The 26076-nt window shown below is 63.3% G+C and carries 22 protein-coding genes and 1 pseudogene; 8 read left to right on the top strand and 15 right to left on the bottom strand.

Annotated elements, in window-relative coordinates; genetic code table 11:
• Positions 1-38: 38 nt before the first annotated feature.
• The 10 genes and pseudogenes from PRZ01_RS09170 to PRZ01_RS09125 all read right to left on the bottom strand — a co-directional run bounded on the left by PRZ01_RS09170 (position 39) and on the right by PRZ01_RS09125 (position 10560).
• Positions 39-1077, bottom strand: a pseudogene (locus tag PRZ01_RS09170) (PDDEXK nuclease domain-containing protein).
• 563 nt (positions 1078-1640) lie between these two features.
• Positions 1641-1937 carry a YciI family protein gene (locus tag PRZ01_RS09165; protein ID WP_273596480.1) on the bottom strand — a complete coding sequence of 99 codons (297 nt, stop codon included), beginning with the start codon at positions 1935-1937 and terminating at the stop codon, positions 1641-1643.
• A gap of 51 nt (positions 1938-1988) precedes the next feature.
• Complete coding sequence (locus PRZ01_RS09160) at positions 1989-2435, bottom strand: GNAT family N-acetyltransferase (RefSeq protein WP_273596479.1); 447 nt, start codon at positions 2433-2435, stop codon at positions 1989-1991.
• Between the two features lie 17 nt (positions 2436-2452).
• On the bottom strand, positions 2453-3562 hold the full coding sequence (bioB, locus tag PRZ01_RS09155) for a biotin synthase BioB (RefSeq protein WP_273596478.1): 1110 nt from the start codon (positions 3560-3562) through the stop codon (positions 2453-2455).
• Complete coding sequence (gene bioD / locus PRZ01_RS09150) at positions 3559-4254, bottom strand: dethiobiotin synthase (RefSeq protein WP_273596477.1); 696 nt, start codon at positions 4252-4254, stop codon at positions 3559-3561. The genes bioB and bioD overlap by 4 nt, the downstream gene beginning before the upstream one ends.
• The gene (locus PRZ01_RS09145; RefSeq protein ID WP_273596476.1) at positions 4251-5480 is read right to left on the bottom strand and encodes an aminotransferase class I/II-fold pyridoxal phosphate-dependent enzyme; all 1230 of its coding nucleotides are present in this window, start codon (positions 5478-5480) and stop codon (positions 4251-4253) included. The genes bioD and PRZ01_RS09145 overlap by 4 nt, the downstream gene beginning before the upstream one ends.
• Positions 5470-6858 carry an adenosylmethionine--8-amino-7-oxononanoate transaminase gene (gene bioA, locus PRZ01_RS09140; RefSeq protein WP_273596475.1) on the bottom strand — a complete coding sequence of 463 codons (1389 nt, stop codon included), beginning with the start codon at positions 6856-6858 and terminating at the stop codon, positions 5470-5472. Before bioA ends, PRZ01_RS09145 begins: the two co-directional genes overlap by 11 nt.
• A 1-nt stretch (position 6859) precedes the next feature.
• The gene (locus tag PRZ01_RS09135; RefSeq protein WP_273596474.1) at positions 6860-7684 is read right to left on the bottom strand and encodes an enoyl-CoA hydratase/isomerase family protein; all 825 of its coding nucleotides are present in this window, start codon (positions 7682-7684) and stop codon (positions 6860-6862) included.
• Between the two features lie 16 nt (positions 7685-7700).
• On the bottom strand, positions 7701-8933 hold the full coding sequence (locus PRZ01_RS09130; protein WP_273596473.1) for an alpha/beta hydrolase family protein: 1233 nt from the start codon (positions 8931-8933) through the stop codon (positions 7701-7703).
• Between the two features lie 13 nt (positions 8934-8946).
• Positions 8947-10560 (bottom strand): carboxyl transferase domain-containing protein, encoded by a 1614-nt coding sequence (locus PRZ01_RS09125; protein ID WP_273596472.1) that lies wholly within the window; start codon positions 10558-10560, stop codon positions 8947-8949.
• A 190-nt stretch (positions 10561-10750) separates the two neighbouring features.
• Between PRZ01_RS09125 and PRZ01_RS09120 the strand changes: the two genes are divergently transcribed.
• The 3 genes from PRZ01_RS09120 to PRZ01_RS09110 all read left to right on the top strand — a co-directional run bounded on the left by PRZ01_RS09120 (position 10751) and on the right by PRZ01_RS09110 (position 13506).
• The gene (locus PRZ01_RS09120; RefSeq protein WP_273596471.1) at positions 10751-11461 is read left to right on the top strand and encodes a TetR/AcrR family transcriptional regulator; all 711 of its coding nucleotides are present in this window, start codon (positions 10751-10753) and stop codon (positions 11459-11461) included.
• 219 nt (positions 11462-11680) lie between these two features.
• Positions 11681-12250 carry a helix-turn-helix transcriptional regulator gene (locus tag PRZ01_RS09115; protein ID WP_273596470.1) on the top strand — a complete coding sequence of 190 codons (570 nt, stop codon included), beginning with the start codon at positions 11681-11683 and terminating at the stop codon, positions 12248-12250.
• Positions 12247-13506: a type II toxin-antitoxin system HipA family toxin gene (locus PRZ01_RS09110; RefSeq protein ID WP_273596469.1), complete on the top strand. Its 1260-nt coding sequence runs from the start codon at positions 12247-12249 to the stop codon at positions 13504-13506. Before PRZ01_RS09115 ends, PRZ01_RS09110 begins: the two co-directional genes overlap by 4 nt.
• A 26-nt stretch (positions 13507-13532) precedes the next feature.
• Here PRZ01_RS09110 and PRZ01_RS09105 read toward each other — a convergent pair whose 3' ends face one another.
• A complete protein-coding gene (locus PRZ01_RS09105; protein WP_273596468.1) occupies positions 13533-13916 on the bottom strand; it encodes a VOC family protein in 384 nt (127 codons plus the stop codon).
• A 190-nt stretch (positions 13917-14106) separates the two neighbouring features.
• Here PRZ01_RS09105 and PRZ01_RS09100 point away from each other — a divergent pair, with 190 nt between their 5' ends.
• Both PRZ01_RS09100 and PRZ01_RS09095 read left to right on the top strand, forming a co-directional pair.
• Entirely contained in the window at positions 14107-14598 is a 492-nt protein-coding gene (locus tag PRZ01_RS09100) for a (2Fe-2S)-binding protein (RefSeq protein ID WP_273596467.1), read from the top strand.
• Between the two features lies 1 nt (position 14599).
• Positions 14600-16831: a xanthine dehydrogenase family protein molybdopterin-binding subunit gene (locus tag PRZ01_RS09095; RefSeq protein WP_273596466.1), complete on the top strand. Its 2232-nt coding sequence runs from the start codon at positions 14600-14602 to the stop codon at positions 16829-16831.
• 57 nt (positions 16832-16888) lie between these two features.
• Here PRZ01_RS09095 and PRZ01_RS09090 read toward each other — a convergent pair whose 3' ends face one another.
• Positions 16889-17086, bottom strand: a complete 198-nt coding sequence (locus PRZ01_RS09090) for a heavy-metal-associated domain-containing protein (RefSeq protein WP_273596465.1) — start codon at positions 17084-17086, stop codon at positions 16889-16891.
• A 195-nt stretch (positions 17087-17281) separates the two neighbouring features.
• Here PRZ01_RS09090 and PRZ01_RS09085 point away from each other — a divergent pair, with 195 nt between their 5' ends.
• Positions 17282-18496 carry an ABC transporter substrate-binding protein gene (locus tag PRZ01_RS09085; protein ID WP_273596464.1) on the top strand — a complete coding sequence of 405 codons (1215 nt, stop codon included), beginning with the start codon at positions 17282-17284 and terminating at the stop codon, positions 18494-18496.
• 42 nt (positions 18497-18538) lie between these two features.
• On the opposite strand, the gene PRZ01_RS09080 is transcribed toward PRZ01_RS09085, so the two are convergent.
• On the bottom strand, positions 18539-20005 hold the full coding sequence (locus PRZ01_RS09080) for a sensor histidine kinase (RefSeq protein ID WP_273596463.1): 1467 nt from the start codon (positions 20003-20005) through the stop codon (positions 18539-18541).
• Positions 20006-20027: 22 nt separating this feature from the next.
• Positions 20028-20717, bottom strand: a complete 690-nt coding sequence (locus tag PRZ01_RS09075; RefSeq protein WP_273596462.1) for a response regulator — start codon at positions 20715-20717, stop codon at positions 20028-20030.
• A gap of 234 nt (positions 20718-20951) precedes the next feature.
• Between PRZ01_RS09075 and PRZ01_RS09070 the strand changes: the two genes are divergently transcribed.
• Positions 20952-22292: a porin gene (locus tag PRZ01_RS09070; RefSeq protein WP_273596461.1), complete on the top strand. Its 1341-nt coding sequence runs from the start codon at positions 20952-20954 to the stop codon at positions 22290-22292.
• Positions 22293-22404: 112 nt separating this feature from the next.
• Complete coding sequence (locus PRZ01_RS09065; protein ID WP_273596460.1) at positions 22405-24846, top strand: heavy metal translocating P-type ATPase; 2442 nt, start codon at positions 22405-22407, stop codon at positions 24844-24846.
• A gap of 8 nt (positions 24847-24854) precedes the next feature.
• Here the strand turns inward: PRZ01_RS09065 and PRZ01_RS09060 are convergent, their stop codons facing one another.
• Complete coding sequence (locus tag PRZ01_RS09060; RefSeq protein WP_273596459.1) at positions 24855-25862, bottom strand: SGNH/GDSL hydrolase family protein; 1008 nt, start codon at positions 25860-25862, stop codon at positions 24855-24857.
• Positions 25863-26076 lie beyond the last annotated feature (214 nt).

Below are 26076 nucleotides of genomic sequence, written 5' to 3'. Positions count from 1 at the left end.
CTCAATGTCGTTTTCAAAGTCGATTTCTTGGTACATGCTTACTCGGCTTTTGAGGCGGGGTCAGCCAAGGCCTGCTCGATCATCTCGATGCTGGGCAAGTCGGTCTGTAGCTCGGCGGGCAGCGACTCCAGTAATGGGTATTCCGCCACGCCAATGGGCTTGTTGATATCGCGCAGCGCGTATTCCGCGACCCCCTTGTTCTTGCTCTTGCACAGCAACAGACCGATGGTGGGGGGCATCACTTGCGTGTTTGACCTGGGCATCTACCGCTGAAAGGTAAAAACTCAACTGCCCCGTATGCTCAGGCTTGAAGGGCGTGGCTTTCAACTCAATCACCACGTAGCAGCGCAACTTCAGGTGATAGAACAGCAGATCAATGAAGAAATCATCGCCACCCACTTCCAAAGGCACTTGCCGCCCCACATAGGCAAAGCCGGCCCCCAATTCAAGTAAAAACTGGGTGATGTGCCGCACCAGCGCATCTTCCAGAGCGCGCTCGCCAGCCTCTTTGCCGACGTCCACAAAGTCAAACAGATAGGGGTCTTTGAGCGCCTCGCGCGCCAAGTCTGAACCCGGCTTGGGCAGACTTTGTGTGAAGTTGGTCACTGCCTGCCCTTCGCGATCCAGCAAGCGCCGCTCGATGTGAATGCCCAACATGGCGCGCGACCAACCGTGAGCCACTGCGCGCTGTGCATAGGCGAGCCGCTGCTCAGTGCTTTTGAGCTTGACGAGCAAGACCAGGTTGTGCCCCCAGGGCAATTGTCCAACAGCCTGTTGGACAATTGCCTCGGCCGGCCAAGCCTCGGCGAAGGCCCGCATAGACATCAAGTTAGCCCGGGAAAACCCCTTCATGCCGGGAAAGGTACTGCGTAAATCCTGCGCCAAGCGCTCAATCACCTTGGCCCCCCAGCCCTCGCGACTCTGCCTTTGCAAGATGTCCTGGCCAATCTGCCAGTAAAGCAACACCAACTCGCGGTTGACCGCCAGCGCAGCGCGCTGCTGCGCACTGTGGATGCGGGCTTTCAGCTCAGCCAGCCAAGCGGCGTAATCAGGCGGGAGAGGCGCGATGTCAGGCACGGGAGGGCTCCTGCGTTTGTTCACCGGCGGGAAACTGGCATCCACGCATATCGATTCTGACGATGACTGCGTTGGTCATCACGATTGATCTTTGCACACTGAACCGGTCAACATTTCTTTTGTCTCCTTCATGATCTGGAGGGCACCCCAAGCTGACTTGCATTCATTCAATTCCGCCTGGGCTTCGCAGTTCACTGCGACTAATCCAAGGCCCATGCCGGGATTTCGCCCCGGCGGGCGACCTTCTTTCTTGGGCGCCCAAGAAAGAAGGCAAAGAAACCGCCCCGAATGCCTGGCCCCTGCGGGGTTCGCTGCGGTGCTCGGCTTCAACGGGCCGCGCCCAACTCACTGCAATTAATCAACGAATTCACTCTGACTTCAAAGCCCACGATTTGACGCATTCAAACAAAAAAATCTGGAACTTGAATCGCATTCAGCCATTGTCCTGATTTCCGACTTTCACTTATCGTGAAGCGCATGCAATAGGCACGGCGGTTGGCCGCCGGGCCGAACTCCCGGCCGGGTCTCACCACCAAACAAACTGCAAGGAATCAACAGCCAACTCATATCAAAACCTTGCGATCCTCAAACGCCTTGGACCAATGCAGAACCTCTACCGACGCCCGCAGTCCATGAATCCAGAACGGGTCTGTTTTGAGCAGGCTCAGCACCGCTTCTTTGTCGGCGGCCTCAACAATCCAAAGGCCGCCCTTTGCCGGCTCATCCACTCGCTCACGCAGTGAGCCAGCCTGCAGCACCCTCTCTTCATGCGTTTTCAGCCAGAGCAGATGCGCGGCCATCTGCGACTGGCGAAGCGCTTGCCGCAGAGGGTGGTCGACGAATTGCACGATGAAAAGCATGGCTGGATTCGATGGCTGCGTGAGGCTTGGGCCGGCGGGTCTCGACCCGCTCTAGATCAATTCCCGCTGATACGCCAAAAACACCTCGTCCAGCCGCCAGCCCATGCGCTCATACAGCGCCTGCGCCTGATGATTCGTGCGGGCCGTCGTCAGATCCATGCGTGCCTTGCCGCGCTGCCGCGCCAGGTCTTCGGCGGCTTGCAGCAAGGCGCTGGCCCCACCCCCACGCCGCGCCGTGGGCGTCACGAAGAGGTCGTACAGCACGAAGATGGGCCGGGCCAGCACCGAGCAGAAGCTGGGGTAGAGCTGGCAGAAACCCAGCAACTCCGACCCCGACTCCAGCACGATCAGCTCCGACTCGGCCGCGGCCATGCGGGCACGCAAAAATTCGCGCGCCAAGTTCATATCCGGCGCCTGCTCGTAGAACTGGCGATAGGCGTCGAACAAGGGCGCCAGGGCATCCAGATCGGCGAGCGTGGCGAGGCGGCTTGTTTTCATCGTGAGGGGCTTGCTCATCAGTGCGAAGCGCAGGCCTTGTCGGCATCGTCCCCCACGGCGCCATCCGCCGTGTGGCGGCAGAGATTGACCTTGCCTTCGGCGGCCAGATCGGCCTCCGTCGCGCAGTGCATGCCCAAGCGCTGGAGCAAGGTACGGTCCTTCTCGGCCTGCGGGTTGCTGGTGGTCAGCAACTTGTCGCCATAGAACATGGAGTTAGCACCCGCCAGGAAGCACAGCGCCTGCATGCTCTCGGGCATTTCCTCACGGCCGGCGGACAGGCGCACCATGGCGCGGGGCATGGTGATGCGAGCCACGGCGATGGAGCGGATGAACTCAAACGGGTCCAGGGCTTCAACGCCCTTGTCGGCCAGCGGCGTGCCTTCCACCTGCACCAGATTGTTGATGGGCACCGACTCGGGGTAGGGATTCAGATTGGCCAGTTGCACGATCAGGCCGGCGCGTTGGCGGCGGGTTTCGCCCATGCCGACGATGCCGCCGGAGCAGACCTTGAGGCCCACATTGCGCACGCGGTCCAAGGTGTCCAGCCGGTCTTGGTAGGTGCGGGTGGTGATGATCTGGCCGTAGAACTCGGGCGAGGTGTCGAGGTTGTGGTTGTAGTAATCCAGGCCGGCCTCGCGCAGCTGTTCGGCCTGGCCGTCACCGAGCATGCCGGCCGTTAGGCAGGTTTCCAGGCCCATGGCCTTGACTTCTTTGACCATCTCGCCAATGGCTTCCAGATGCCGCTCCTTGGGCGAGCGCCAGGCCGCGCCCATGCAAAAGCGCGTGGCGCCATTGGCTTTTGCCGCGCGGGCGGCTTCCAGCACTTCTTGCAGGGGGATCAGCTTCTCGGCCTTGAGCCCTGTGTCGAAATGGGCCGACTGCGGGCAGTAGGCGCAGTCTTCTTCGCAGCCACCGGTCTTGATGGACAGCAGGGTGGAGAGCTGCACGGCATTGGCATCGAAATGTTCGCGGTGCACTTGCTGGGCGCGGAACATCAGGTCGTTGAAGGGCAGGTCGAACAAGGCCGTCACTTCGTTCACCGTCCAGGGCTTGGTGTTGCAGCGGTCTGCGTCGCGCGTGGGCGTCAAGGACTGAATTTGATTGGCAGTTTGGGTAGGGTGGCTCATAGCGATGATTCCAAAACGGGCGAAAAAGACGGCGGGGTCAGATGGGCGGCCACGGCCACCGCTGAGGGGATCGGTAAGCGAGGCACATGGCCCCAGGAGGGTGCAGCCAGTGCGGCATCCAGTGCAGCCAGATTGTCGGTGACATGGGGCATGCTGGCGTCAACGGTGTTCGCAACCCACCCCGCCAGCGTCAAGCCACGTGCCCGGATGGCCTCAGCCGTCAGCAAAGCATGGTTGATACAACCCAGGCGCAGACCCACGACCAAGAGCACCGGCAGGGCCAGTTCAACCGCCAGATCGGCGGTATCAAAACCGGCACACAAGGGCACGCGGAAGCCCCCCACACCTTCCACCAAGGCAAGGTCGCCCAGTGCGGCGCTGGCGCGGATCGCCGCCAGGAGCGGGGCGCGCTCAATCGGGCGCCCCTCCGCGGCGGCGGCAATATGCGGTGCGCAAGCGGCGCGAAACTGCAGCGGGCCAACTTGCTCGGGGCGCATGCCTATCGTCTGCGCGGCGTGCAATTGCTGCACATCCTCATTGATCCAAACGCCTTCCACCCGCTCCTGCCCTGCAGCCAAGGACTTGATCGGTGTGACGCGCAAGCCTTGCTGCGTGAGCTTGTGCGTCAGGCCTGCGGTGATGCAGGTCTTGCCGATCTCAGTGTCGGTGCCGGTGATGAAAAAGCCCCTCATACAGCCGCCTGATTCATGTCAAGCGCGGCATCGGCCAGAGCTGCAACCAGCTCATCCACATCAGCCAGCGTGTGCGTGGCGCACAAGGTGATGCGCAAGCGGGCCTCGCCTTTGGGCACGGTGGGTGGGCGAATGCCGGGCACACGGATGCCACCAGCCTCCAGGCGCGCGGCCAGGGCCATGACCTCGGCGTTGCCGCCGATGATCAGAGGCTGAACAGGGGTGTCGGACGGCGCCAAACGCCAGCCCAGGGCCGGATGCCGCTGCAAGATCGTAGCAATGCCTTGACGCAGCCGCGCTTGCAGCAGGCGCAGATTGGCGCGCCTCGCCTGACCCAGCTCGCCCACCATCAGGGCGAAACTGGTCAAGAGCGCGTGTTCCACGGCGGGGGGCGAGGCGGTGGAAAAGATGTAGTTGCGTGCGGCCTGCAAAAGGTATTCGGTGATGGTGGCATGGGCCACCACAAAGGCGCCGGCCAGGCCCGCAGCCTTGCCCAGAGTGCCGACCAGAATCAGGCGCTCGCTCTTCAGATTGAAATATTCCAGCGATCCTCGGCCCTGCTCACCCAGCACACCAAAGCCATGGGCATCGTCCACGATGAGCCAGGCATCGAACTCTTCGGCCAACGCCAGCAATGCGGGCAGCGGAGCCAGATCGCCGTCCATGCTGAAGACGGCGTCGGTGACGATGAGCTTGATAGGCGCCGTGCTGGCGGCCAGCAGCTCACGCAAAGCCCCGACATCGGCATGGCCATAACGTTTGACTTCAGCGCGTGCCAGGCGGGTGCCGTCGATCAGTGAGGCGTGGTTCCAGGACTCGGAAAAAATCTCTGCGCCCTCATCGCCCAGGGCCGTTACCACGGCCAGATTGGCCATGTAGCCGGTGCAAAAACCCAGGGCACGGGCCTCAGGGATATTGGGTAAAAGCAGGGTGGCCAAGGTCTCGGCCACCTGCTCGTGGGCACGGCTGTGGCCACTGATCAAGGGCGAGGCGCCGGAGCCACCGCCGTACAACTTGGCCCCTTCGATCAGCGCGGCCTGGATCTGCGGCTCGGCGGCCAAGCCCAGATAGTCGTTGGAGCAGAACATCAGCAGCTCGCGCGAGCGGCCGTCGGCACCCCGCACTTGCTGGCGCGGTGCCGTGGCGCTCTCGGCTTGGCGCAAAAAACGGGTGAGGCTTTGAGCCTCGATGGCGCGCAGCTTGGCGCTCAGGTGATCAAGCAACATGGGGCTGGTCCGGGCCATGGGCCGGACTGTGGGACTCGGGAGATTGGGACAGAACTTCGTCCAGCGTGAGGGTTACGGCTTGGGCCAAAAAGGCCGCAGTATCCGCGTCGATCACGTAAGGCGGCATCAGATAAACGGTGGTGCCAATGGGTCGGATCAGCAACTCATGGGCGCGGGCGGCCAGATGAAAGCGCTCTGCGAAACGCAAGCCCGCCGCTTGCACGTCAAAAGCCAGGATCATGCCTTGCTGCCGCAGATGCTTGACGTTTGGATGTGCGGCCAGCGGTGCAAAGGCCGCGCGCAGCAACTCGGCCTGCAGCGCATTGGCCTGCAGCTGACCCGCATCAAAACGGTCCAATACTGCATTGGCTGCGGCGCAGGCCAGGGCATTGCCGGTGTAGGAATGCGAGTGCAGAAAACCGCGCGCAACGTCTTCACTCCAAAAGGCTTGGTAGACGGCCTCGGTCGTCAGCACCAAAGACAGGGGCATGGTGCCGCCGGTGATGCCTTTGGAGAGGGTGATGAAGTCGGGCCACTGGTCTGGGCGCAGTGGACCCGCATGTTCCCAAGCGAAGAAAGTGCCCGTGCGGCCGCAGCCCATGGCGATTTCATCCACGATCAGGTGAACGTTGAACTCGGTGCACAGCGCCCGCAGTCCGCGCAGATATTCAGACCCATACATCACCATGCCGGCGGCGCCTTGCACCAGAGGCTCAATGATGACGGCGGCAATCTGGCCGGCGCGCTCGGTCAGCAAGTCACGCAGGGCGGCGAGTGCCTGGGCCTCATTGCCCAGGCGGGCGTCGGGTGATTCAACGATGTGGGCTCGCATCAAAAGCGGGTCGTAGGCATCGCGGAAAACCTTGACGTCGGTGACGGCCAGGGCGCCAATGGTCTCGCCGTGGTAACCGTTCTTCAGGCAGACGAACTCGCGCTTCTCGGCCCGACCGCGATTGCGCCAGCTATGGAAGCTTTGCTTGAGCGCAATCTCCACCGCGCTGGCTCCGTCACTGCCGTAAAACACATGGCCCAAAGCGCCACCCGTCAGCGCGCTTAAACGCTCGGCCAAACGCACGGCCGGCGCATGGGTGCAGCCCGCCAGCATCACGTGGGGCAAGGTGTCAAGCTGTTGCTTGATGGCGGCATTGATGCCCGCATCGGCATGGCCAAATAGATTGACCCACCAAGAGCTGTTGGCGTCGAAGTAGCGCTTGCCGTCGAAGTCAAACAGCCACGGGCCGGCCCCGCGTGTGATGGCCAGGGGTGGCAACACGGCCGCTCGGGCCATCTGGGTGCAAGGGTGCCAGACGGCAGCGAGGCTGCGCTGTTGCCACTCCTGCGTCAACGGCGAGGTGGTTTGCATCGGGGGTTGCGTCATCTCAAGCCCCCTCCCCGGCCAGCCAGGCCGGGACACGCCGGGCCAGAAAACTCTGCACGCCTTCACGCCCTTCATCGCTGGCACGGATGTCTGCAATGCGGCGGGCGGTGTCGTCGCGCAGCTCGGGCGTGATGGGTGCATGGGCCACGTCTTGCACCAGCTTTTTGCAGGCCCGCACGGCAGCAGGGCCGTTGGCCACGATGGCTGTGACCAGCGCTTCGACGCGGGTGTCCAGCGCCTCGGCCGGTGCCATCTCATGCACGAGGCCCAAGCGCAAGGCTTCAGCGGCTGAAAAACGCTCGGCGGTGACAAAGTAGCGGCGCGAGGCCTGCGCGCCCAGGGCGCGCACCACGTAGGGTGCAATCGTGGCCGGCAACAAGCCCAGCTTGGCTTCAGAGAGGCAAAAGCCGGCACTGTCCGCCGCCACCACCACATCACAGGCCGACAGCAGGCCGACGCCGCCCGCGTAGGCATCGCCCTGCACCCGGGCGACCACGGGCACGGGGCAGCTGTAGAGGGTCCACAACATATGCGCGAGGCGGGCGGCATCGGCATGGTTGTCGTCCCAGCTGTAGCACGCCATGGCCTTCATCCAGTTGAGGTCGGCGCCTGCGCAAAATGCCTTGCCTTGAGCGGCCAACACCACCACACGCAGATCCGCCAACTTCGCCAGGGCGCTGAATGCCTCGGTCAGTTCAGCAATGGCTTTTTCATTGAAGGCGTTGCGCAACTCAGGCCGCGCCAGGGTGACGCGCGCCACCGCGCCCTGGCGCTGCAGGGTGATGGTTTCAAAGGAAGCGCGAAAGATGTCTTCAAGGGCATTCATGGCTTGGCTCATTCGTTCAGTCTTTCCAGACCACCTCGTTGTTGACCGCATAAAAGCGGCAGGCGAGGCCGGTCTTGCGTTGGCAAAAGCTCAGGGCGCGCGACAAGGCGTCGTCGCCCGTGGCGTAACCCCAATTTCCAGCGGTGCCCAGCACGTAGGCACGGGGCAAAGGCGCGGCTAGAAATTTTCGATAGCCCTCGCGCGCCGCGTCCGTGGCGCCCGGCAAGGCCATCACCTCCGTCAGGGGCGCGAAGTTCGACGCAGGGGGGCGCGAAATAACACCCGGCCGGGTAAAACCTTGGCGGCTCAGGAATTCGTCCACCAGCGGCTGCCAAACGTCCTGGGCCGCCGCAAACAGCTTATGACCGTCATCGCCCACGGGCGGCAAAAGCCGATAGTCGAGCGGCCCGCCGGCTTGCCGATAGGCCTCGGCCCATTCGGCGGAACGCTTGGGGGCGAAGTACTGGTCGTTCTGCGTGTAGACCCACAACATGGGTGGCCGGCCCGCAGCTGACGCGCCATCGCCGCCCCCGTCAGCCTGCTGCGCATTCAGTTCGCCCCAACGGGCGTACAAGCGCCGCAGTTGGCTGGCTTGGCATGGCTCACCGGGGTGAGCGCTCGGGCTGCCGCCATGGCCGCCCGCGAAGTTGATCGCCGCGACCAAACCAGGCGGATGCATCGCCGCGGCCGCCACGGTGGCGATGCCGCCCACCGATTGCCCCACCAGCACGAGCCGCGTGGGGTCCACATCCGGCTCGGCCACGAGGTACTTGGCTACTTTGATGATTTGCTGCGCAGCAGCCGCCACGGCGGGTGCATAGCGCGGGCTGTTGCAGCCCTGGCTGTCTTCCGGGTCACCGGCCTCCGCCATTTCGCCATAACCCAGCCGCAGCGGCACCGCCACGACAAATCCCTTGCGCACAAAGAATCGCGCTGCCGACTCAAAGCGCTGCCGCGGATAGGCCGCTCGCTGTTCAGAGCTGCGGCCGTGGCTGATGATGAGCAGAGGATGTGGCCCCGCACCATCGGGCTTGAACACGGTCACCGGGATATCGCCGCTCATCTCGCGCCCATACGCATCCGTCACGCTGACAGGCACACGGATCACCGCCTCGTGCAAGTCAACGTGCAAGGGCAGATCCGCCGCCGAAGCCTCGGCATGCACGCCGCATGGCACGCCCCCCAAGGCGAGCAGCAAGGCGAAGCGAAGCCTTGGGCTCTTCAAGTAACGATCACTGCGCAAGGCCATGGCGCCAGCCACATCACATGCGGAACACGCCAAAGCGCGTTTCGCCGATGGGTGCGTTGAGCGAGGCGCTCAAGCCCAGAGCCAGTACGCGGCGTGTGTCGGCGGGATCAATCACACCGTCGTCCCACAAACGCGCCGAGGCGTAATAGGGGTGCCCCTGGTCTTCATACTGCTGGCGGATCGGTGCTTTGAAGGCTTCTTCTTCCGCGGCACTCCATTGGCCGCCCTTGCCTTCGATGCCGTCGCGCTTGACCGTCGCCAGCACCGAGGCAGCTTGCTCGCCGCCCATCACCGAGATGCGGGCGTTGGGCCACATCCACAAGAAACGCGGGCTGTAGGCGCGGCCGCACATGCCGTAATTGCCGGCGCCAAAACTGCCGCCGATGATGACGGTGAACTTAGGCACGGCGGCACAGGCCACGGCTGTCACCATCTTGGCGCCGGCGCGGGCGATGCCTTCGTTCTCGTACTTGCGCCCAACCATGAAGCCGGTGATGTTCTGCAAAAACACCAGCGGAATCTTGCGCTGGCAGCACAGTTCGATGAAGTGCGCGCCCTTGTTGGCGCTCTCGGCAAACAAAATACCGTTGTTGGCCACGATGCCCACGGGCATGCCTTCGATGTGCGCAAATCCGCAAACCAGGGTGGCGCCGTAACGGGCCTTGAATTCATCGAAGTCTGAACCGTCAACGACACGCGCGATCACCTCGCGCACATCGAAAGGCTTGCGAGTGTCTGTGGGAATCACGCCATGCAATTCGGCTGCGTCAAACAAAGGCGCACGCGGCACCAGCAGGGCCAGTTGCGCCACACCCTGTTTGCGCCAGTTCAAACCTGCCACCGACTGCCGCGCCAGCGCCAGCGCATGGGTGTCGTTGTGCGCCAGATGGTCTGCTACGCCCGAGAGGCGCGTGTGCACATCGCCGCCGCCCAGGTCTTCAGCCGTCACCACCTCGCCGGTGGCCGCCTTCACCAAGGGCGGGCCGCCCAAAAAGATGGTGCCCTGGTTCTTGACGATGATGGTTTCATCGCTCATGGCCGGCACATAAGCACCACCCGCCGTGCAAGAGCCCATCACCACCGCAATCTGCGGCACCCCCTGCGCCGACAGATTGGCCTGGTTGTAGAAGATGCGACCGAAATGGTCACGATCCGGAAAGACTTCATCTTGATTGGGCAGATTGGCACCGCCCGAGTCCACCAGATAGACACAAGGCAGGTGGTTCTGCTGCGCAATTTCTTGAGCGCGCAGGTGTTTCTTGACGGTGATGGGGTAGTAGGTGCCGCCCTTCACCGTGGCGTCGTTGCAGACGATCATGCAATCCACGCCCGACACCCGCCCGATGCCGACGATGAGGCCGCCGCCCGGCGCCGCGTTGTCGTACATATTCAGGCCAGCCAAGGGCGCCAGCTCCAGAAAGGGCGTGCCGGGGTCCAACAGCATCTCCACCCGGTCGCGGGGCAACAGCTTGCCGCGCGCGGTGTGCTTGGCACGAGCCGCCTCGCCACCGCCCTGGGCGATTTGCGCCAATCGGGCGTTCAAATCATCCAACAAACCACGCATGGCGTCGGCATTGGTTTTGAAATCTGCCGAGCGGGCATTGAGCTGAGTGCTAAGTACGGCCATAAAGTCTCCGGCGGCAATGATGCCAGCATATTTTGAGTCAGGCTCAATTCATTGAGGAATCAACCACCAAGGCGCGTCAAAACGCGGCAAATCAAGCCACTTCAACTCAAGCAGCCGCTATTTCATCGACGCGCCCCGTGATTTCAAACATCACTTGAGCTTTACTCAATTATTGCGCAGAATTACACCCGTGACCACCCCAACCCTGCACAACCCCATCCCCCAGCCCACCGGCCGCCGCACGCCTGCCAGCGCCAAGGCAGAGCAGCGCGTGCGCGACATCCTGCGCGTCGGCCGCCAGGTGTTTGCCGAGCGCGGCTACGAGCACGCCACCACGATTGAAATCGCCCAGCGGCTAGGCATCTCGGAAGCCACCGTCTTCACCTACTTCCACGGCAAGCGCGAGCTGTGCATGCGGGTGATCAAAGACTGGTACGAGGAGATCATCGCCACCATTGAGGCGGGACTGCCCCGTGAAGCGTCGCTGCGCGAGCAGTTGGAATTCATCGTGCGCACCCATCTGCGCCTATTTTTGATCCAAGGCACGGGGTTGTGCGCCCTGGTGTTGTCGGAAGGGCGCAGCCCCGGTCAAGCCCTGGGAGAGTCCTTTGTCGAGCTGCAACGGCAGTACACCGCCCCCCTGATGGATCTGCTGGCCCGCGGCCAATCCTCAGGCGAATTGCGCCAGGACATCCCGCTGCGCCTCATGCGCTCGCTGGTGTTCGGCCCGATGGAGCACATGCTCTGGGAAGTGGTGCTGACGAACCGGCAAATCGACAACGAACGCAGCGCCAAAGACTTGGTCGCCCTGCTCTGGCCCGCGCTGCAAGCCCCCAACCACGAACTGCTGACCCTGCGCCGCCTGCGCAGCGATCTGGAGATGAGTTTGGGCCGGGCCTGAGCGAGCGACAAGTTCGGGGGGGCTTCCATACAGCGGCAAATTTATATTCATAGATGTTTAATTTGCATTATTTTAAATCTATCTATGAATAATTTAACCAGCCAAGGCGGGCCTCCCCCGCTTGTGGCCTTGTATAACAGCAACCTCATGATGCATTTTTGATTGCGCACAAATTACTCATAGAGTTGCAAAAATACGCAATTTCTATAACATCTATGCATGCCAAGACAGAACACTAGTCCCGCTGACTACCCTCGCGCTGTTTTGCTGATGATTGAGCAGTTGGCGCAGAACATCGTCATTGCGCGCAAGCGGCGCGGCGAGACGCAGGCGCAATGGGCGAAAAAACTGGGCGTCTCACAACCGACGATGGCACGCATTGAGCGCGGCGACCCGGCCGTGGCCATGGCTTCTTATGTGATGTGCATGTGGCTGATCAACCCGGCCGAAAGCTTGGCCGATCTCATCGCCCCACTCAAGGACCACGCAGCCCTGGAGCGCGAGGTGAGCAAGGTACGCAAGCCGGGCAAACAAGCCCCAACGCCGGCCTTGCCTCTCGTCCAGGCAAAGCCCGCCGCAATTGATGCCGAACCCGGTGAGGTCGTCAATCTGCCCCCGCTCCGACCAGCCCCCCTGCGCTATCCAACAGCCATCCCGAACGCCGCGCGCCTCGTTGCTGAACCCTTGGCCGCCCTCAAAAAATACCCGGCGCCCCCATCTGGAATAGGCAATGCAACCGCCGCCGGTTTGGCCGATCTGCTGCTGAAAGCCCAGCCGAAAGCCAAATGACGCACGCAGGCATCACCTCGCAAACCTACGTTCCCCAAGACCGCCTGTACCTTTGGGTGTTGGTGAACCCTGCGGCCCCCACCTTGGCGGGAGAGATCAAGCTGTCGCAACTGGTGTCGGACTGCGCAACCTTTCGCTACGACGCGCAGTGGTGGAATTTTCCGCTCAGCGAAGACTTGCCTCTGGTGCAAGGCCAGGAATTCACCGCGGGAGAGAGAGGCAGCGCCCCAGGCGCGGTGGACGATGCGCGGCCCGACCGTTGGGGCGAGCGCATCATCCGCCACATTGATCGCCCGGCCCGCCTGTCGATTCTGGAAATGCTGCTGTTTGCCGGCGACGACCGCTTCGGCGCTTTGGGCGTTTCGGTGTCGGCTGAACATTACATCCCGCGCTACCTGGGCCCGTATCCGCAGTTGCGCGACTTGGCCGCGCTGAGCGCCGCCATCGACGACGTGCAGAGCCAAACGCCCATCACCGCCGAAATGCGCCGCTTGATTCAGCCCGGCGTCACCCTGGGCGGCGCGCGACCCAAAGCCTTGTTGCAAGTGGACGATGCCTCGTGCGTCGTCAAGTTCAGCGAGCTGGACGACGCTGTGGACACCCCCTTGGTTGAGCACGCCACCATGACACTGGCGGCCCGAGCCGGCATCACAGCCGCGCACACAGGTGTGCTGCCCATCCCGCCGCGCCACGGCCAAACGCGCCACGCATTGACCATTCAACGCTTCGACCGCGCTGGCCCCTACCGCCTGCACTGCCTGTCGGCCAAAACCGTGCTGAAGGCCGCGCGCCTGCCCGAGAGCTACAGCGCCTTGGCCAGCGTGCTCCTGCGCCTGGGCCACCCCGACCGCCAGCAGGCCATGCGCGAAGAGTTGTTCAAGCGCATGGTGTTCAACATCCTCATCGACAACACCGACGACCACGAACGCAATCACAGCCTGCGCCTAGGCTTGGACGGTTATTACGAGCTGGCCCCCGCCTACGATGTGGTGCCAACCTTACAGAACCTGGGCTACCAAGCCCTGTCAGTGGGCCGCGCCGGGGCGGAGTCCAGCCTTGAAAACGCCCTGACCGAACTGAATGAATTCGGCGTTCAACGCGCTCGAGCCCTCGAATTAATCCGCCAAGTAGCCCGCACTGTCGATCAGTGGGAAGACCACTTCAAGCACACCGGTGTGAGCCCGGGCGATCTGGATCTGCTGCACGCCAGCATCGACCGCGACACCTTGCGGCTGCAGAGAAAAGCCTTCTGCTGAATCGCCAGATTCAGTACACGCCCAATTCAAGCCTCGTGGCACACCGCCTCAATATTGTGCCCATCCGGGTCGAGCACAAAGGCGCCGTAGTAGTTCGGGTGATAGTGCGGGCGCAGGCCCGGGAGGCCGTTATCGGTGCCACCGGCGGCCAGGGCGGCTTGGTAGAAAGCATCCACCACGGCCCGCGACATCACCCGAAAGGCGATGTGGATGGGTGGCTTATTGGCTTGGCCTCGGCTGATCCAGAAGTCGGGCTTGGGCGCTTCACCAAAACCGGCAACGTCAGTATGGCCAGTTACCGATGCGGGCAACTCCATCAGCAGGGCATAGCCGATGGGCGCGAGCGCCTGTACGTAGAACGCCCGGCTCTTGTCGAAGTCGCTGACGACAAGGCCTGTGTGATCGATCATCGGTACCTCCAAGTGCAAGAATTTATCCACCCATCCAGCGTGCAAGGCGGCGTGGAACCCGCTGGCTCTGCCGGCCATTTATACCGCAGGCAAATGTCCCGAGAACGCGGTACGCTCTCACCTCCCATCCGGTGCCCGAGGCGGCCCGGCCTGTTTTGTGTGCACTCAATCCAAGCCTGGAGTTCACCCCATGATCAAATTCACCGTCAATGGCCGCGCTGTGGCGCTGGAGTCCGACCCCGATCAACCGCTCTTGTGGGCCCTGCGCGAAGACCTGCAATTGACTGGCACCAAATTTGGCTGCGGCATGGCGCTGTGCGGTGCCTGCACGGTGCATCTGAATGGGCAGCCGGTGCGAGCCTGCTCCACGCCGCTGTCAGCGGCAGCGGGTAAAAAAGTCACCACCATCGAGGGCGTGGGCGCCAGCAAGACCGGCAAGGCCGTGCAGGCTGCCTGGGTCAAGATCGACGTACCGCAGTGCGGCTACTGCCAAAGCGGCCAGATCATGAGTGCCTGTGCGCTGCTGGCCAGCAAAAGCCAACCCAGCAACGCGGACATCGACACCGCCATGAGCGGCAATATTTGCCGCTGCGGCACCTACAACCAGATTCGCGAGGCCATTCACGTGGCAGCCGACTCGTTGAAGGGTTCGGCCAAGGCCACCCGCAAGGCAGGAGTTTGAAATGGACAAGGTCATTCACGCCGCATTCCAAGCCGCTGCATTGAACACACCGCCGGCCGAGCACCCTACGGCGAGCGGCCCCTCACGCCGTGGATTCTTGAAGTCAGGTGCCGGCTCAGCCCTGGTCATCGGCTTCACCTTGCCTCTGGGTGCCGGCTTGGCGAACAAGGCGCAGGCCGCGTCGCCCATAGCGGCACCGAGCAACACCTTTGCCCCCAACGCCTGGCTGCGCATCACGCCAGACAACCACATCACCGTGATCTGCGGCTCCGCTGAAATGGGACAGGGCGTGCTCACCGCCATCCCCATGCTGGTCGCCGAAGAACTCGACGCCGACTGGAAGCTGGTGTCCGTAGAGCAAGCCCCGGCGGACAAAGCCTACAACAACCCGCTTTTTGGCATGCAGGCCACCGGCGGCAGCACCACGGTGCGGGCGCACTGGACACCCGTTCGCCAAGCGGGCGCCGCCGCACGCGAAATGCTGCTGGCCGCCGCCGCCGACTTGTGGAAAACGGACGTGAGCCATCTGCGCACCGAGCGCAGCCATGTGATCGCCCCCGGCGGCAAGAAGAAGATCGCTTATGGCGCCCTGGTGGAAGCCGCCGCCCGGCAAAGCGTACCGGCCACCCCCACACTCAAGTCCAGCGCCGACTTCAAGATTCTGGGCAAACCCACGGCCCGGCTGGACACGCCGGCCAAGGTCAACGGCCAAGCCAAATTTGGTTTGGATGCTCACATCGACGGCATGCTGGTGGCCGTGATGGCCCGCGCGCCCTTTGGCGACACCAAGGTCAAGTCCATGGACGAAGCCGCGGCCAAGGCCATCAAAGGTGTGAAGAAGGTCATCGCCATCCCCAACGGCGTTGCCGTACTGGCAGAAGGTTATTGGGCCGCCAAAAAGGGCCGTGATGCCTTGAATGTGCAATGGGAGATGGGCGAGCGCGCGCAGCTGAATTCCGCCAAGGTCAGCGACATGCTGAACGACGCGGCCAACAACGCCAGTGCCGTAGCGGTGGACAGCGGCAACCTCAAAGACGCCGCCGCCAATTCAGCGCAGCAGTTGAGTGCGCAGTACGAAGTGCCTTATCTGGCCCACGCCTGCATGGAGCCACTGAACTGCCTGGCCTGGGTCAAGGGCGATGAAGTCACGATCTGGGCCGGCACGCAAAGCCAAGGCCCGGCCCAGGGCATCCTGAGCCAGGTGGCTCAGGTGACGCCGGCCAAGGTCAAGGTCAACACCTTGCTGCTGGGTGGCGGCTTCGGCCGCAGGTTTGCGCCAGACTTCACCATCGACGCGACCCTGCTGTCCAAACTCAGCGGCAGCCCAGTCAAGCTGATCTACACCCGCGAAGACGATATGGCGGCCGGTTTCTACCGCCCGGCCGCGCTGGTTAAGTTCGAGGGCGCGCTGGACGACAAAGGCGCGCTGACCCTGCTGCGCGCGCACGTGGCCGGCCCCTCCATCATGGCGGGCTCGGGTTTCATGAAGCTGCCCGACAACGGGGTGGACACCATGGCCGCTGAGGGCTTGGCCGATCACCTCTACGACATTGCCAACCAGCGCATCGCCTATGGCCGCACCGAGCCGGGTCCGCAGGTGTGGTTCTGGCGTTCGGTCGGGCATTCGCAGAACGCGTTTTTCATCGAAAGCTTCATCGACGAAATGGCCGCTGCGGCCAAGGCCGACCCGCTGCAATTTCGCCTGCAGATGCTGGACAAACACCCTCGCGCCAAAGCGGTGTTGCAAGCCGCCGCGACCCAAGCCGGCTGGGGCCAACCGCTGCCAGCGGGTGTCAAACGCGGCATTGCGCTGGCGGAGAGTTTTGGCAGCTTCGTCGCCGAGGTGGCCGAGGTTTCAGTGGGGGCTGACGGTGCGCCCAAGGTGCACCGGGTGGTGGCTGCGGTGGATTGCGGGCAGACCGTCAACCCGCAAACCATCGCCCGCCAGATCGAGGGCGCCATCGTCTTTGGACTGACCGCCGCGCTGTACGGGCAGGTCACCCTGAAAGACGGGCGCGTGGAACAGTCCAACTTCCACGACTACCCGGTGCTGCGCATGAACGAAATGCCCAAGGTGGAGGTGCACATCATCCCCAGCATGGCCGCGCCCGGCGGCATTGGCGAGCCCGGCACGCCGCCGATTGCGCCAGCCGTCACGAATGCGATCTACGCGGCCACCGGCGTGCGCATCCGCAAGCTGCCCATCGACACTGGCCTGCTGAAAAAGGCCTGAGTCGGCGCAAAGCCAGCGTCGATCAACCGCAAGCCCACTGGGAGTCAGTCCGGCAGATCAGGCGGGCGGGTAACCCGCCTCGGTCAACGCTGCCACCAGCGGCTCGCGGGGCAGCGCTGTCTGCACCTGCAACTCCCGTGTATCGCGCTTGAAACTCAAGCGCACCTGTGGGTCCAGCGCATTCAAGGTTTCGGTGATGGTGGTCACGCAGTGGCCGCAACTCATGTCAGGCAGTTTGAAATCAAAGGCGTTCATTTCCGGTGTATTCCTGGGTTGAAGGCTAGAAAAACGTCAACAAAGCAATGCTCAGGCTTGCCGTCATGGCAAGGTCATACACCCCGGCGCAGGCGGGGGCATCGCCTTGCCCGCCCGATTCGATGAAGCTGTTCACGCTCTAAGATGCCGGGTGCTGCATTCCAGCAGTTTCGCATCGCTCGGAGAACTTCCCCTATGCCCAGGCGCGCAAGCCGCCACCAAACCCCCAACCGCTTCGCCGCCAACCCAAGGCGGCGGGCTCTGTTGAGCCTGGGCAAGGCGCACAGCCTGTTCAGCCTGTTCAGCTTGCTGGCTGGCTTGGTCGCCCTGCCCTTGCCCGCCACCGCACAGGCGCCGGACCCTGGTGGCTATCCACAGAACTACCCGTCCACTTACGCGGAGTTGTTGAAAGCCGCTCGGCGCGAGGGCAAGGTGGTGGTCTACGCCACGACCGATCTGTCTGCCGTTTCCGGCTTGATCAAAGATTTCGAGGCGCGGTTTCCCGGCGTGCATGTCGACTACCAAGACCTCAACAGCGCCGAGTTGCACAACCGCTACTTGGTCGAAACCCGCTCGGGCAAGCCCTCGGCTGACGTGCTGTGGAGTTCAGCCATGGACCTGCAGATCAAGCTGACCAACGACAGCTACGCCGCCGCCTACAAATCGCCCGAAGCCCCCCACCTGCCCGAATGGGCGGTCTGGCGCGATGAGGCGTATGGCACCACCTTCGAACCCGCCGTATTCGTCTACAGCAAGCGCCATGTGCCGCCTGCCGATGTGCCCCAGACCCATGCCGACTTCGCCTTGCTGCTCAAGACGCAGCGCGCCAAGTACGCTGGCAATGTGTCCACCTATGACGTCGAGCGCTCCGCGGTGGGTTTTTTGTTCGCCAGCCAGGACAGCCGGGTGCAATCGGACTTTTGGGACCTGGTCAACAGCCTGGGTCGCAACACGGTCAATCTGGAGGTCAACACCTCCGTGATGGTGCAGCGCATCGCTTCTGGCAAAGACTATCTGGGCTACAACCTCATTGGCTCGTATGCCATGACACGGGCCCGGCGCGACCCGGCCATCGGCGTTGTTTTGCCCAAAGACTACACGCTGGTGATGTCGCGCATTTTGCTGATTTCAAAAACAGCCAGCCATCCCAATGCTGCCCGCTTATGGATGGACTACCTGCTCTCACAACGTGGCCAGGGCCTGCTGGCCTCGCAGGCCGAATTGTTTGCCATCCGTGACGATGTGCCCGGTGAATTCACCGCCAGCACGCTGCGGAAAACGCTGGGCGGCAGCCTCAAGACCATCAACGTCGGGCCCGCGCTGCTGGTGTTTCAGGACAAAGCCAAGCAACAGGATTTCTTTCGCCGCTGGACCTTGGGTACGCAAACCCCGCTGCATTCACAGCCCTGAAGTTGCGATGAATTTGCGCTGAACTCAAGTTAAAGCTTCAGCTCAAGCGCCGCTGGCCCTGAACGTTATGCGCACGCGCAGGCCGCGCCCATCGGTGCCGGCCAGCAAAGTCAGTTGCGCACCGTGCGCCACGCAGATGTCATGCACGATGGCCAGGCCCAAGCCGGTGCCCGAACCCGCGCTGCCGCTAGGTCGGTAAAAACGTGTCAGCACCTTGGCGTGTTCGGCTTGCGGTATGCCGGGGCCTTGGTCTTCCACCTCCAGAACAGGCACGACAGCGGCGGAACGCGCGGACGTGGAGGATGAACCCGCCTCCGCGATGCGCTCACATGATGCGTCATGCACACTGACCGTCACTGAGCTGCCCGGCGGGCTGTAGGCAATCGCGTTATCCAGCAGGTTGGCCACCAACTCGTAAATCAAAGGCCCGTGCCCGCGCACCGTCATCGCTGACGGTGCGGCGTCAAAATTCAGCATGATGGATTTGCGCCGGGCCGCCGGCACAAAGTCGGCTGCCACCGTTGCGACCAGGCCGTTCAGCTCCTGCGACTCCATCTGTTGAGAGGCAAGGGCGCTGGGCTCTGAACGCGCCAAGGCCATCAACTGCGCTACCAAGCGACTCAGGCGGCCGATATCTTCATGCACATCGCACAACGTGGCCTGGGCCAGCGCAGCATCGCCTTGGCGCTGACAAACTTCAATCTGCGTGCGCATCTCGGCCAGGGGCGTGCGCATCTGGTGCGAGGCATCGGCAATGAAGCGCTGGCGGCTTTCCAGCAACTTCTGAATGCGGCTCATATGATGGTTCAGCGCCTGGACCAGGGACTGAACTTCGACCTGCACATCTTGCGCGGCGATCTCGTTCAAGTCAGAGGGTGAGCGGTTGGCAATCGATGCACTCAAGCGGGCCAAGGGCCGCAAGCCCCGGTACAGGCCCCAGCCCACCAGCACCACGGCCGCCGCGATGATCAGGCTTTGCCGCCACAGCCCCTCCAGCCAGATCTGCCGAGACAAGGCGTCGCGCGCCTCGCCGGTTTCGGCCACGATGACTTGCACGGGCATGGAACTGCCGCTGCCGTAGATCTGCTTGTTCAAGGCCACCAGGTACACCGTGTCACCGTGGTAGCGCGTGCTGTAGAGCATGGAACCGGGCTCCGGCACGGGCCGGGCGGGTGGCGGCAAGTCCTCATAGCCGGTGAGCGTTTCGCCCTGTGGCCCGATCACGCGGTAGAAGATGCGCTCCTGGATATTGGACTCCAGCAGTTCCAGCGCCGCGTAAGGCAGGTCCACCATCAGCAAGCCGTCTTTGACGGAAACATCTTCCGCAATGGCATCTGCCGAGGCCAGCAGCAGCCGGTCAAACGCCATATTGGCGACCGCCTCCGCCACCCGGTTGCTTGAATAGGCATTGATGGCCAGCAAGACCATCAAGGGCAGCAACAACCAGGCCAGCAACTGCCGGCGCAGGCTGGGCGGGCGTGCAAACAGCCAGCGCAGGCTCAAAGGCATGGCTGCAGCCAGGCAGTGCGCATCATGGCGCCAGCGCCTGGGCCTGGGCCTGGGCCTCGAGCACATAGCCCAGGCCGCGCAAGGTGACGATGGCCACGCCGGAATGGGCAAGCTGGCGGCGCAGGCGATGGATATAGATTTCCACCACGTCCTGGCCGGTGTTGTCGTCGATGGAGAACACATGTTCGTACAACTGGCTCTTGCTGACCGCCTTGCCAGCGCGCAGCATCAGCGCCTCCAGCACGGCGTGCTCCTTGGGGCGCAGCAGCAGCTTCTCGCCCTTGAGCGTGAACAGCCGGCCGCTGCTCTCATACGCCAGCGGCCCCAGATTGAGCACCGGTGCACCGCCGCCATGAGCCCGGCGAATCAAGGCATGCAGGCGCGCCTCCAACTCCACGAGATCGAAGGGTTTGGCGAGGTAATCGTCGGCGCCCATATTGAGACCTTTGACCCGGTCCTCCAATTCTCCCCGGGCGGTCAGGGCCAGCACGGGCGTCTTGTTGTTGCGCTCACGCAAACGCGCCAGCACGTCCAGCCCGTCCATGCCGGGCAGCGAGAGGTCCAGCACCACGGCGTCGTAACGCTGGGTGGCCAGCAGAAAGTCTGCCTCCAGGCCGTCCATGCTGCAGTCCACCGCATAACCCCCTTGTTGCAGGGCTTTCTTCAGCAGCGTGGAGAGTTTTTCGCTGTCTTCAACGAGAAGTAGACGCATGGATTCAGAGACACAAAAGCCGCAGGGGCACACCCAAAGAGCGGCGCTCCCGATCAGCGCCCGCAAAGCATGCTGAGGCATTTTCGCAGGGGCGCAAGTTCGCATTTCCCCTTATCCGCACTAAAGCATTCTGAAAGGTGATGGCTTCAAGAATCGCCCCGGTCGAACCTCAACAGCCTCGCTGCGGGGTTTGCGCATTGCCCCCGTGTTGATCTAACTACAAGGAGACATCCCATGAAGAAAACACTCATTTACACCGCCGTGCTCAGTCTGCTGGCCGCCGGCCTGCCTGGCGTCGCTGGCGCGGACGAACTCTCCGACCTGAAGGCCGAGATCGCCTCGCAAAAAGCCCTGGCCGCTGCCCAGAAGGCCCGCCTCGACGCGCTGGAAACCAAGCTGAACTCGGTGCAAGCCGTGCAAACCCAGCAAGCCGCCGCCCCGGCCGCTGCAAATGCCAACACCGGTGTCTCTTTCGACAAGGGTGAAGGCCTGAGCTACAAAACCCCCGCCACCACCGTCACGCTGTACGGCCTGATCGACATGACCTTGTCGAACCAGAACCACGCCAACGCCGCCGGCGACAACCTGACCAACTACCGCGTAGCCTGGTTCAGCGGCAACCGTTGGGGCCTGACCGGCAAGCACGACCTGAGCGCAGGTGGCCTGAACGTGATCTTCCGCCTGGAAAGCGAATTTGAAACGCCCACCGGCAGCATGGACACCCCCGGCGTGTTGTTCAACCGCGACGCCTGGGGCGGCCTGCAAAGTGAAGAACTGGGCAAGCTGACCTTCGGCCGCCAGAACGCACTGGGCCGCGACATCTCGGCCATCTATGGCGATGCCTACGGCGGTGCAGCCGTGACGACCGAAGAAGGCGGCTACACCAACAACAACAACTTCAAGCAACTGATTTTCTACGCAGGCAGCGCCACTGGCACGCGTTACGACAACGGCCTGGTCTGGAAGAAGTTGTTCAAGAACGGCGTCTTCGGTGGCGTGGGCTACCAGTTCGGCGGCGTAGCTGGCGACTTCGCCAAGGGCTCCAGCACCACTGGCGCGCTGGGCTACAACGGCGGCGACTACAACCTGGCCGGCTACTACACGCAGGCCAATGTGGCAGGCGCCACGCACCGCTCGTACTCACTGGGCGGTAACTACACGATGGGCAGCGTCCGCGTGAACGCGGGCTACTACCACTACACCGCCGCCTCACAAGGCGCCCTGGGCGCTTTGGGTGACCGTACCGACAAGGCCTACACCTTGTCCGCCAAGCTGGCACCGCAAGGCAGCAAGCTGGACTATGAACTGGGCTACCAGATCATGAAGGCCAGCAACGCTGCAGTGAACGGTGGCGGCAATGTGCTCAACGCCTTCGGCAACGCCGCCTCGGCCACCGCCACGGCCACGGGCGACCGCTCGACGGTCTACGCCTCGATGTTCTACCACTTCGACAAGACCACCGAGGTCTATGTGGCGGCAGACTATCTGAAGCTGGGCGGCGGCTACAAGGTCGGCGCCACCAACGGCTTCGACAGCCAGACCGAAGTCGGCGTGGGCATGCGCACGCGCTTCTAAGCACCCGCTTGGCTCTAAAGCCCGCCCGGCAACACGTACCGCACGTGGCCGGGCGGGCTTTTTCATGGGTGCCGCTTGACCTTGCCATCATGGAAAGCTTGATACTGCACCCATGAGTACCCCGCCTAACGTCAACGCCACAGCCACCACCCCATGGACCCTGCCCATCGAGGGCATGACCTGCGCCTCTTGCGTCAAACGCGTGGAAAAGGCCCTCAAGGCCGTGCCCGGAGTGGTGCAGGCGGAAGTCAATCTGGCCACTGAATCGGCCCTCGTCAGCGGCGACGCGCCACTGGCCCTGTCCGCCCTCAAAGCCAGCCTGGACAAAGCGGGCTACCACCTGCGCGAGCAAACGCTAACGCTGCTGATTGGCGGCATGACCTGCGCCTCCTGCGTGGGCCGGGTCGAGCGGGCGCTCAAGCAAGTGCCCGGCGTTCTCGAGGCCGAGGTCAATCTGGCGACCGAACAGGCCAGCATTCGCGCCCTCGCCTCGGTCGAGCCCGATGCTTTGCTCGCGGCCGTGCTCAAGGCCGGCTATACCGGGCAGCTGGCCCATTCTGCAGACGGCTTGACCGAAGCCGTCGCGGCGCCCGTCGCCTGGTCGCGCAGTGGTTGGCCGGTGTTGGTGGCCGCCCTGCTGGCCCTGCCCCTGGTGCTGCCCATGGTGGGCGAATGGTCGGGACAGCACTGGATGCTGAACGGCTGGTGGCAATTGCTGCTCGCGGCACCTGTGCAATTCATGCTCGGGGCGCGCTTCTACCGTGCCGGCTGGGCGGCCGTGCGGGCGGGCAGCGGCAATATGGATTTGCTGGTGGCATTGGGCACCAGCGCGGCGTTTGGCCTCTCGGTGTACGAGCTGATCGTGCACGGGCCGATGACAATGAACTTGTACTTCGAGTCCGCCGCGGTGGTCATCACCCTGGTGCTGCTGGGCAAATGGCTGGAGACACGCGCCAAACGCCAAACCACCGAGGCCTTGCGCGCCCTCAAGAAGCTGCGGCCCGACGTGGCACGCGTGCGGCGCGAGGGCGTGGATGCCGAGTTGCCCATCGCCGCCTTGCGGCTGGACGACCTCGTGGTGGTGCGGCCCGGTGAACGCATCCCCGTGGACGGCGAAGTGATTGAAGGCGCCAGCCCGGTGGACGAATCACTGATCACCGGCGAAAGCCTCCCCGTGGACAAACACCCCGGCGATCATGTCGTGGGTGGCGCCGTCAACGGCGAGGGGCAATTGCTGCTGCGCACCACCGCGCTGGGCGCAGAGTCCACCCTGGCCCGCATTGTGCGGCTGGTTGAATCGGCGCAGGGCAAAAAGGCACCCATCCAACGCATGGTGGATCAGGTGAGTGCTGTCTTCGTGCCCGTCGTATTGGGTATCGCCCTGCTCACACTGCTCGCCTGGGGCCTGGGCACCGGCAACTGGGAGCATGCCGTGCTCAACGCGGTGGCTGTGCTCGTTATCGCCTGCCCCTGCGCGTTGGGCCTGGCCACGCCCACCGCAATCATGGTGGGTACCGGCATTGCTGCGCGCCAGGGCATTTTGGTCAAAGACGCGGAGGCTTTGGAAATTGCCGCGCAACTGCGCTGCGTGGCCTTCGACAAAACCGGCACGCTAACGCTGGGCAAGCCGCGCCTGACGGCCCTGACACCGGCCCCCGGCATCACCGCAGCCCAGGCCCTTTGCTGGGCGGCGAGCTTGCAACAAGGCAGCGAGCACCCCTTGGCCAAAGCCGTGCGAGAAGACGCCGCCGAGAAGGGCATTGACGTCCCCCCGGCCACCGGTTTGCGCGCGCTCCCGGGTCGCGGCATTACCGCGCAAATCGACGGACAGGCCTACACCTTGGGAAGCAGCCGCTACATGCGCGAACTGGGGGTTGAACTCGCCGCCTTGCAGGGGGCGGCGGATGCGGCACAAGCGCAGGGGCACAGCATTTCCTGGCTGACCCGCCAGGAGGGGCCACCAGACACCGCCTCGCTGTTGATCGCCGCGCTGGCCTTTGGCGACAGCCTCAAATCCAGCGCCCTGCCCGCCATCAAGGCTTTGCACGGCATGGGGGTCCACAGCGTCATGCTCAGCGGCGACAACCAGGCCGCCGCTCAGTCGGTGGCCCGCCAGCTGGGCCTGGACGAGGTGCGCGCAGAAGTCCTGCCCGAGGACAAGGCACGCATCGTCACCGAGCTCAAGCTCGCTAACGCCTCAAACCCCCGGCGCGTCGCCATGGTGGGCGATGGCATCAACGACGCCCCTGCTTTGGCCGCTGCCGACGTGGGTTTCGCCATGGCGACCGGCACCGATGTGGCCATGGCCGCAGCCGGCATCACCTTGATGCGGGGCGATGTGTGCCTGGTGCCGCAGGCCATCGATTTGTCGCGCCGCACCGTCGCCAAGATTCGCCAGAACCTGTTCTGGGCCTTTGCCTACAACGTGGTGGGCATCCCCCTGGCCGCGATGGGCGCGCTCAACCCCATGCTGGCCGGTGCGGCGATGGCCTTGTCCAGCGTTTCGGTGGTCAGCAATGCCCTGCTGCTCAAACGATGGAAGCCGCGCACATGACGCCAATCTTAGGAAGTCTTGCGCGCCCGACGCACCCCGACCAGCAGCGCCAGCCCCAGACCCAGCAGCGCATAGCTTGAAGGCTCCGGCACCGCCTGCGCAAATTCTTGCGCGTACACCGCATCGGCCAGCAACTGGTGACCCACGGTGGTGGGGTGAATCGAGTCATAAAACAACGAGGTGCTCAGGTCGCACTGCAGCGCCACATTGCCGCAGGCGTTGGTGACATTGCTCAGGCCCAGCGCATTGGCCGAGGCCACGGTCTGCGTGAGGAAGGCATAAAAATCAAAGGTTAGGACGGCGGTATCGCCGCCCAAGCTCGCGGCCAATGCAGCATCCATCGACCCGGAAATCAAAGACCCCAAGCCCTGCACGCCTGCGCTCAGCGCGGCCGGGGTCAGGCCGAAGTTGGGCGTGTTCACAACGAGGATGTGCCGGGCGCCCTTGGCCTCTAGCGTGCTGACCATGCTGCTGATGTCGCTGGCGTAATTGGCCGCGGCGGCGCCGATGATGGCTGTGGCGTTGGCTGGATTCAAGGCCAGATCGTCCAGCGTGGCGCGCACATTGTTGCCGCCCCCCGAGATGATGAAGAGCTCGCTGCTGTTCACCGATTGCATAGGGTTCGACAGGAACATGTTCAGCTGGGTTTTCATGCTGAAGGGAAAGCCGCCTGGGCCATCGGTGCCGTCGATGCCTGTCTGCGCGCCGCCAAACGCATAGTTGCCGCCGCCCAGCATCGAGGGTGTGGCCTGCAGGCCCAGGCGGGCGGCGAGATATTCGGTCCACACGGGGCCGTTGCTGTAGCGCCCCGATGCGTAGGGGATCTTGGAAAACTCTTGGTCACTGGTTGGCGGCGTGCCGGTGTTGCCCACAAGTGCCGCGTTGTTGCCCGAGTCAGAGAGGCTGTCGCCAAAGATGACCAGGCCGCTGTAAGTGCCGGCTTGCGCCAGGCTCGTCGAGGCCGCCAGGGCGACCCACACGCTGATCACGGCGAATTTGCGGGAACACTGATTCATGGACACTCCGGAACGGTAAGGCTGTACGGCCAGGATGACCGTCAAACGCGCGCTGTGTGCGAACGTTCTCCCAACGGCCGACTGCAGATTCTCCCAACCACGCGCCCCCTGTCAATGTGAAGAAGCCCCCTAGAACCGAGATGAGCCAAGCGGCGCAGGGCTTGTCATGGGCCTGGCACGAAGGCATGGCATAGGCCACGCGGCGGCATCACCC

The sequence above is a fragment of the Roseateles koreensis genome, from assembly GCF_028595305.1.
Taxonomy (GTDB): Bacteria; Pseudomonadota; Gammaproteobacteria; order Burkholderiales; family Burkholderiaceae_C; genus Paucibacter_A; species Paucibacter_A koreensis.
This window is presented reverse-complemented; position numbering and strand designations above follow the sequence as displayed.

Coding starts and splice junctions, on each gene's coding strand:
- PRZ01_RS09115 (WP_273596470.1), top strand. CDS start 11,681: ATGCCAAGACAGAACACTAGTCCCGCTGACTACCCTCGCGCTGTTTTG.
- PRZ01_RS09085 (WP_273596464.1), top strand. CDS start 17,282: ATGCCCAGGCGCGCAAGCCGCCACCAAACCCCCAACCGCTTCGCCGCC.
- PRZ01_RS09165 (WP_273596480.1), bottom strand. CDS start 1,937: ATGCTTTTCATCGTGCAATTCGTCGACCACCCTCTGCGGCAAGCGCTT.
- PRZ01_RS09125 (WP_273596472.1), bottom strand. CDS start 10,560: ATGGCCGTACTTAGCACTCAGCTCAATGCCCGCTCGGCAGATTTCAAA.
- bioB (WP_273596478.1), bottom strand. CDS start 3,562: ATGAGCCACCCTACCCAAACTGCCAATCAAATTCAGTCCTTGACGCCC.
- PRZ01_RS09145 (WP_273596476.1), bottom strand. CDS start 5,480: ATGTTGCTTGATCACCTGAGCGCCAAGCTGCGCGCCATCGAGGCTCAA.
- PRZ01_RS09075 (WP_273596462.1), bottom strand. CDS start 20,717: ATGCGTCTACTTCTCGTTGAAGACAGCGAAAAACTCTCCACGCTGCTG.
- PRZ01_RS09135 (WP_273596474.1), bottom strand. CDS start 7,684: ATGAATGCCCTTGAAGACATCTTTCGCGCTTCCTTTGAAACCATCACC.
- PRZ01_RS09060 (WP_273596459.1), bottom strand. CDS start 25,862: ATGAATCAGTGTTCCCGCAAATTCGCCGTGATCAGCGTGTGGGTCGCC.
- PRZ01_RS09090 (WP_273596465.1), bottom strand. CDS start 17,086: ATGAACGCCTTTGATTTCAAACTGCCTGACATGAGTTGCGGCCACTGC.
- PRZ01_RS09100 (WP_273596467.1), top strand. CDS start 14,107: ATGATCAAATTCACCGTCAATGGCCGCGCTGTGGCGCTGGAGTCCGAC.
- bioD (WP_273596477.1), bottom strand. CDS start 4,254: ATGAGGGGCTTTTTCATCACCGGCACCGACACTGAGATCGGCAAGACC.
- PRZ01_RS09130 (WP_273596473.1), bottom strand. CDS start 8,933: ATGGCCTTGCGCAGTGATCGTTACTTGAAGAGCCCAAGGCTTCGCTTC.
- bioA (WP_273596475.1), bottom strand. CDS start 6,858: ATGACGCAACCCCCGATGCAAACCACCTCGCCGTTGACGCAGGAGTGG.
- PRZ01_RS09105 (WP_273596468.1), bottom strand. CDS start 13,916: ATGATCGATCACACAGGCCTTGTCGTCAGCGACTTCGACAAGAGCCGG.
- PRZ01_RS09160 (WP_273596479.1), bottom strand. CDS start 2,435: ATGAAAACAAGCCGCCTCGCCACGCTCGCCGATCTGGATGCCCTGGCG.
- PRZ01_RS09080 (WP_273596463.1), bottom strand. CDS start 20,005: ATGCCTTTGAGCCTGCGCTGGCTGTTTGCACGCCCGCCCAGCCTGCGC.
- PRZ01_RS09065 (WP_273596460.1), top strand. CDS start 22,405: ATGAGTACCCCGCCTAACGTCAACGCCACAGCCACCACCCCATGGACC.
- PRZ01_RS09110 (WP_273596469.1), top strand. CDS start 12,247: ATGACGCACGCAGGCATCACCTCGCAAACCTACGTTCCCCAAGACCGC.
- PRZ01_RS09070 (WP_273596461.1), top strand. CDS start 20,952: ATGAAGAAAACACTCATTTACACCGCCGTGCTCAGTCTGCTGGCCGCC.
- PRZ01_RS09095 (WP_273596466.1), top strand. CDS start 14,600: ATGGACAAGGTCATTCACGCCGCATTCCAAGCCGCTGCATTGAACACA.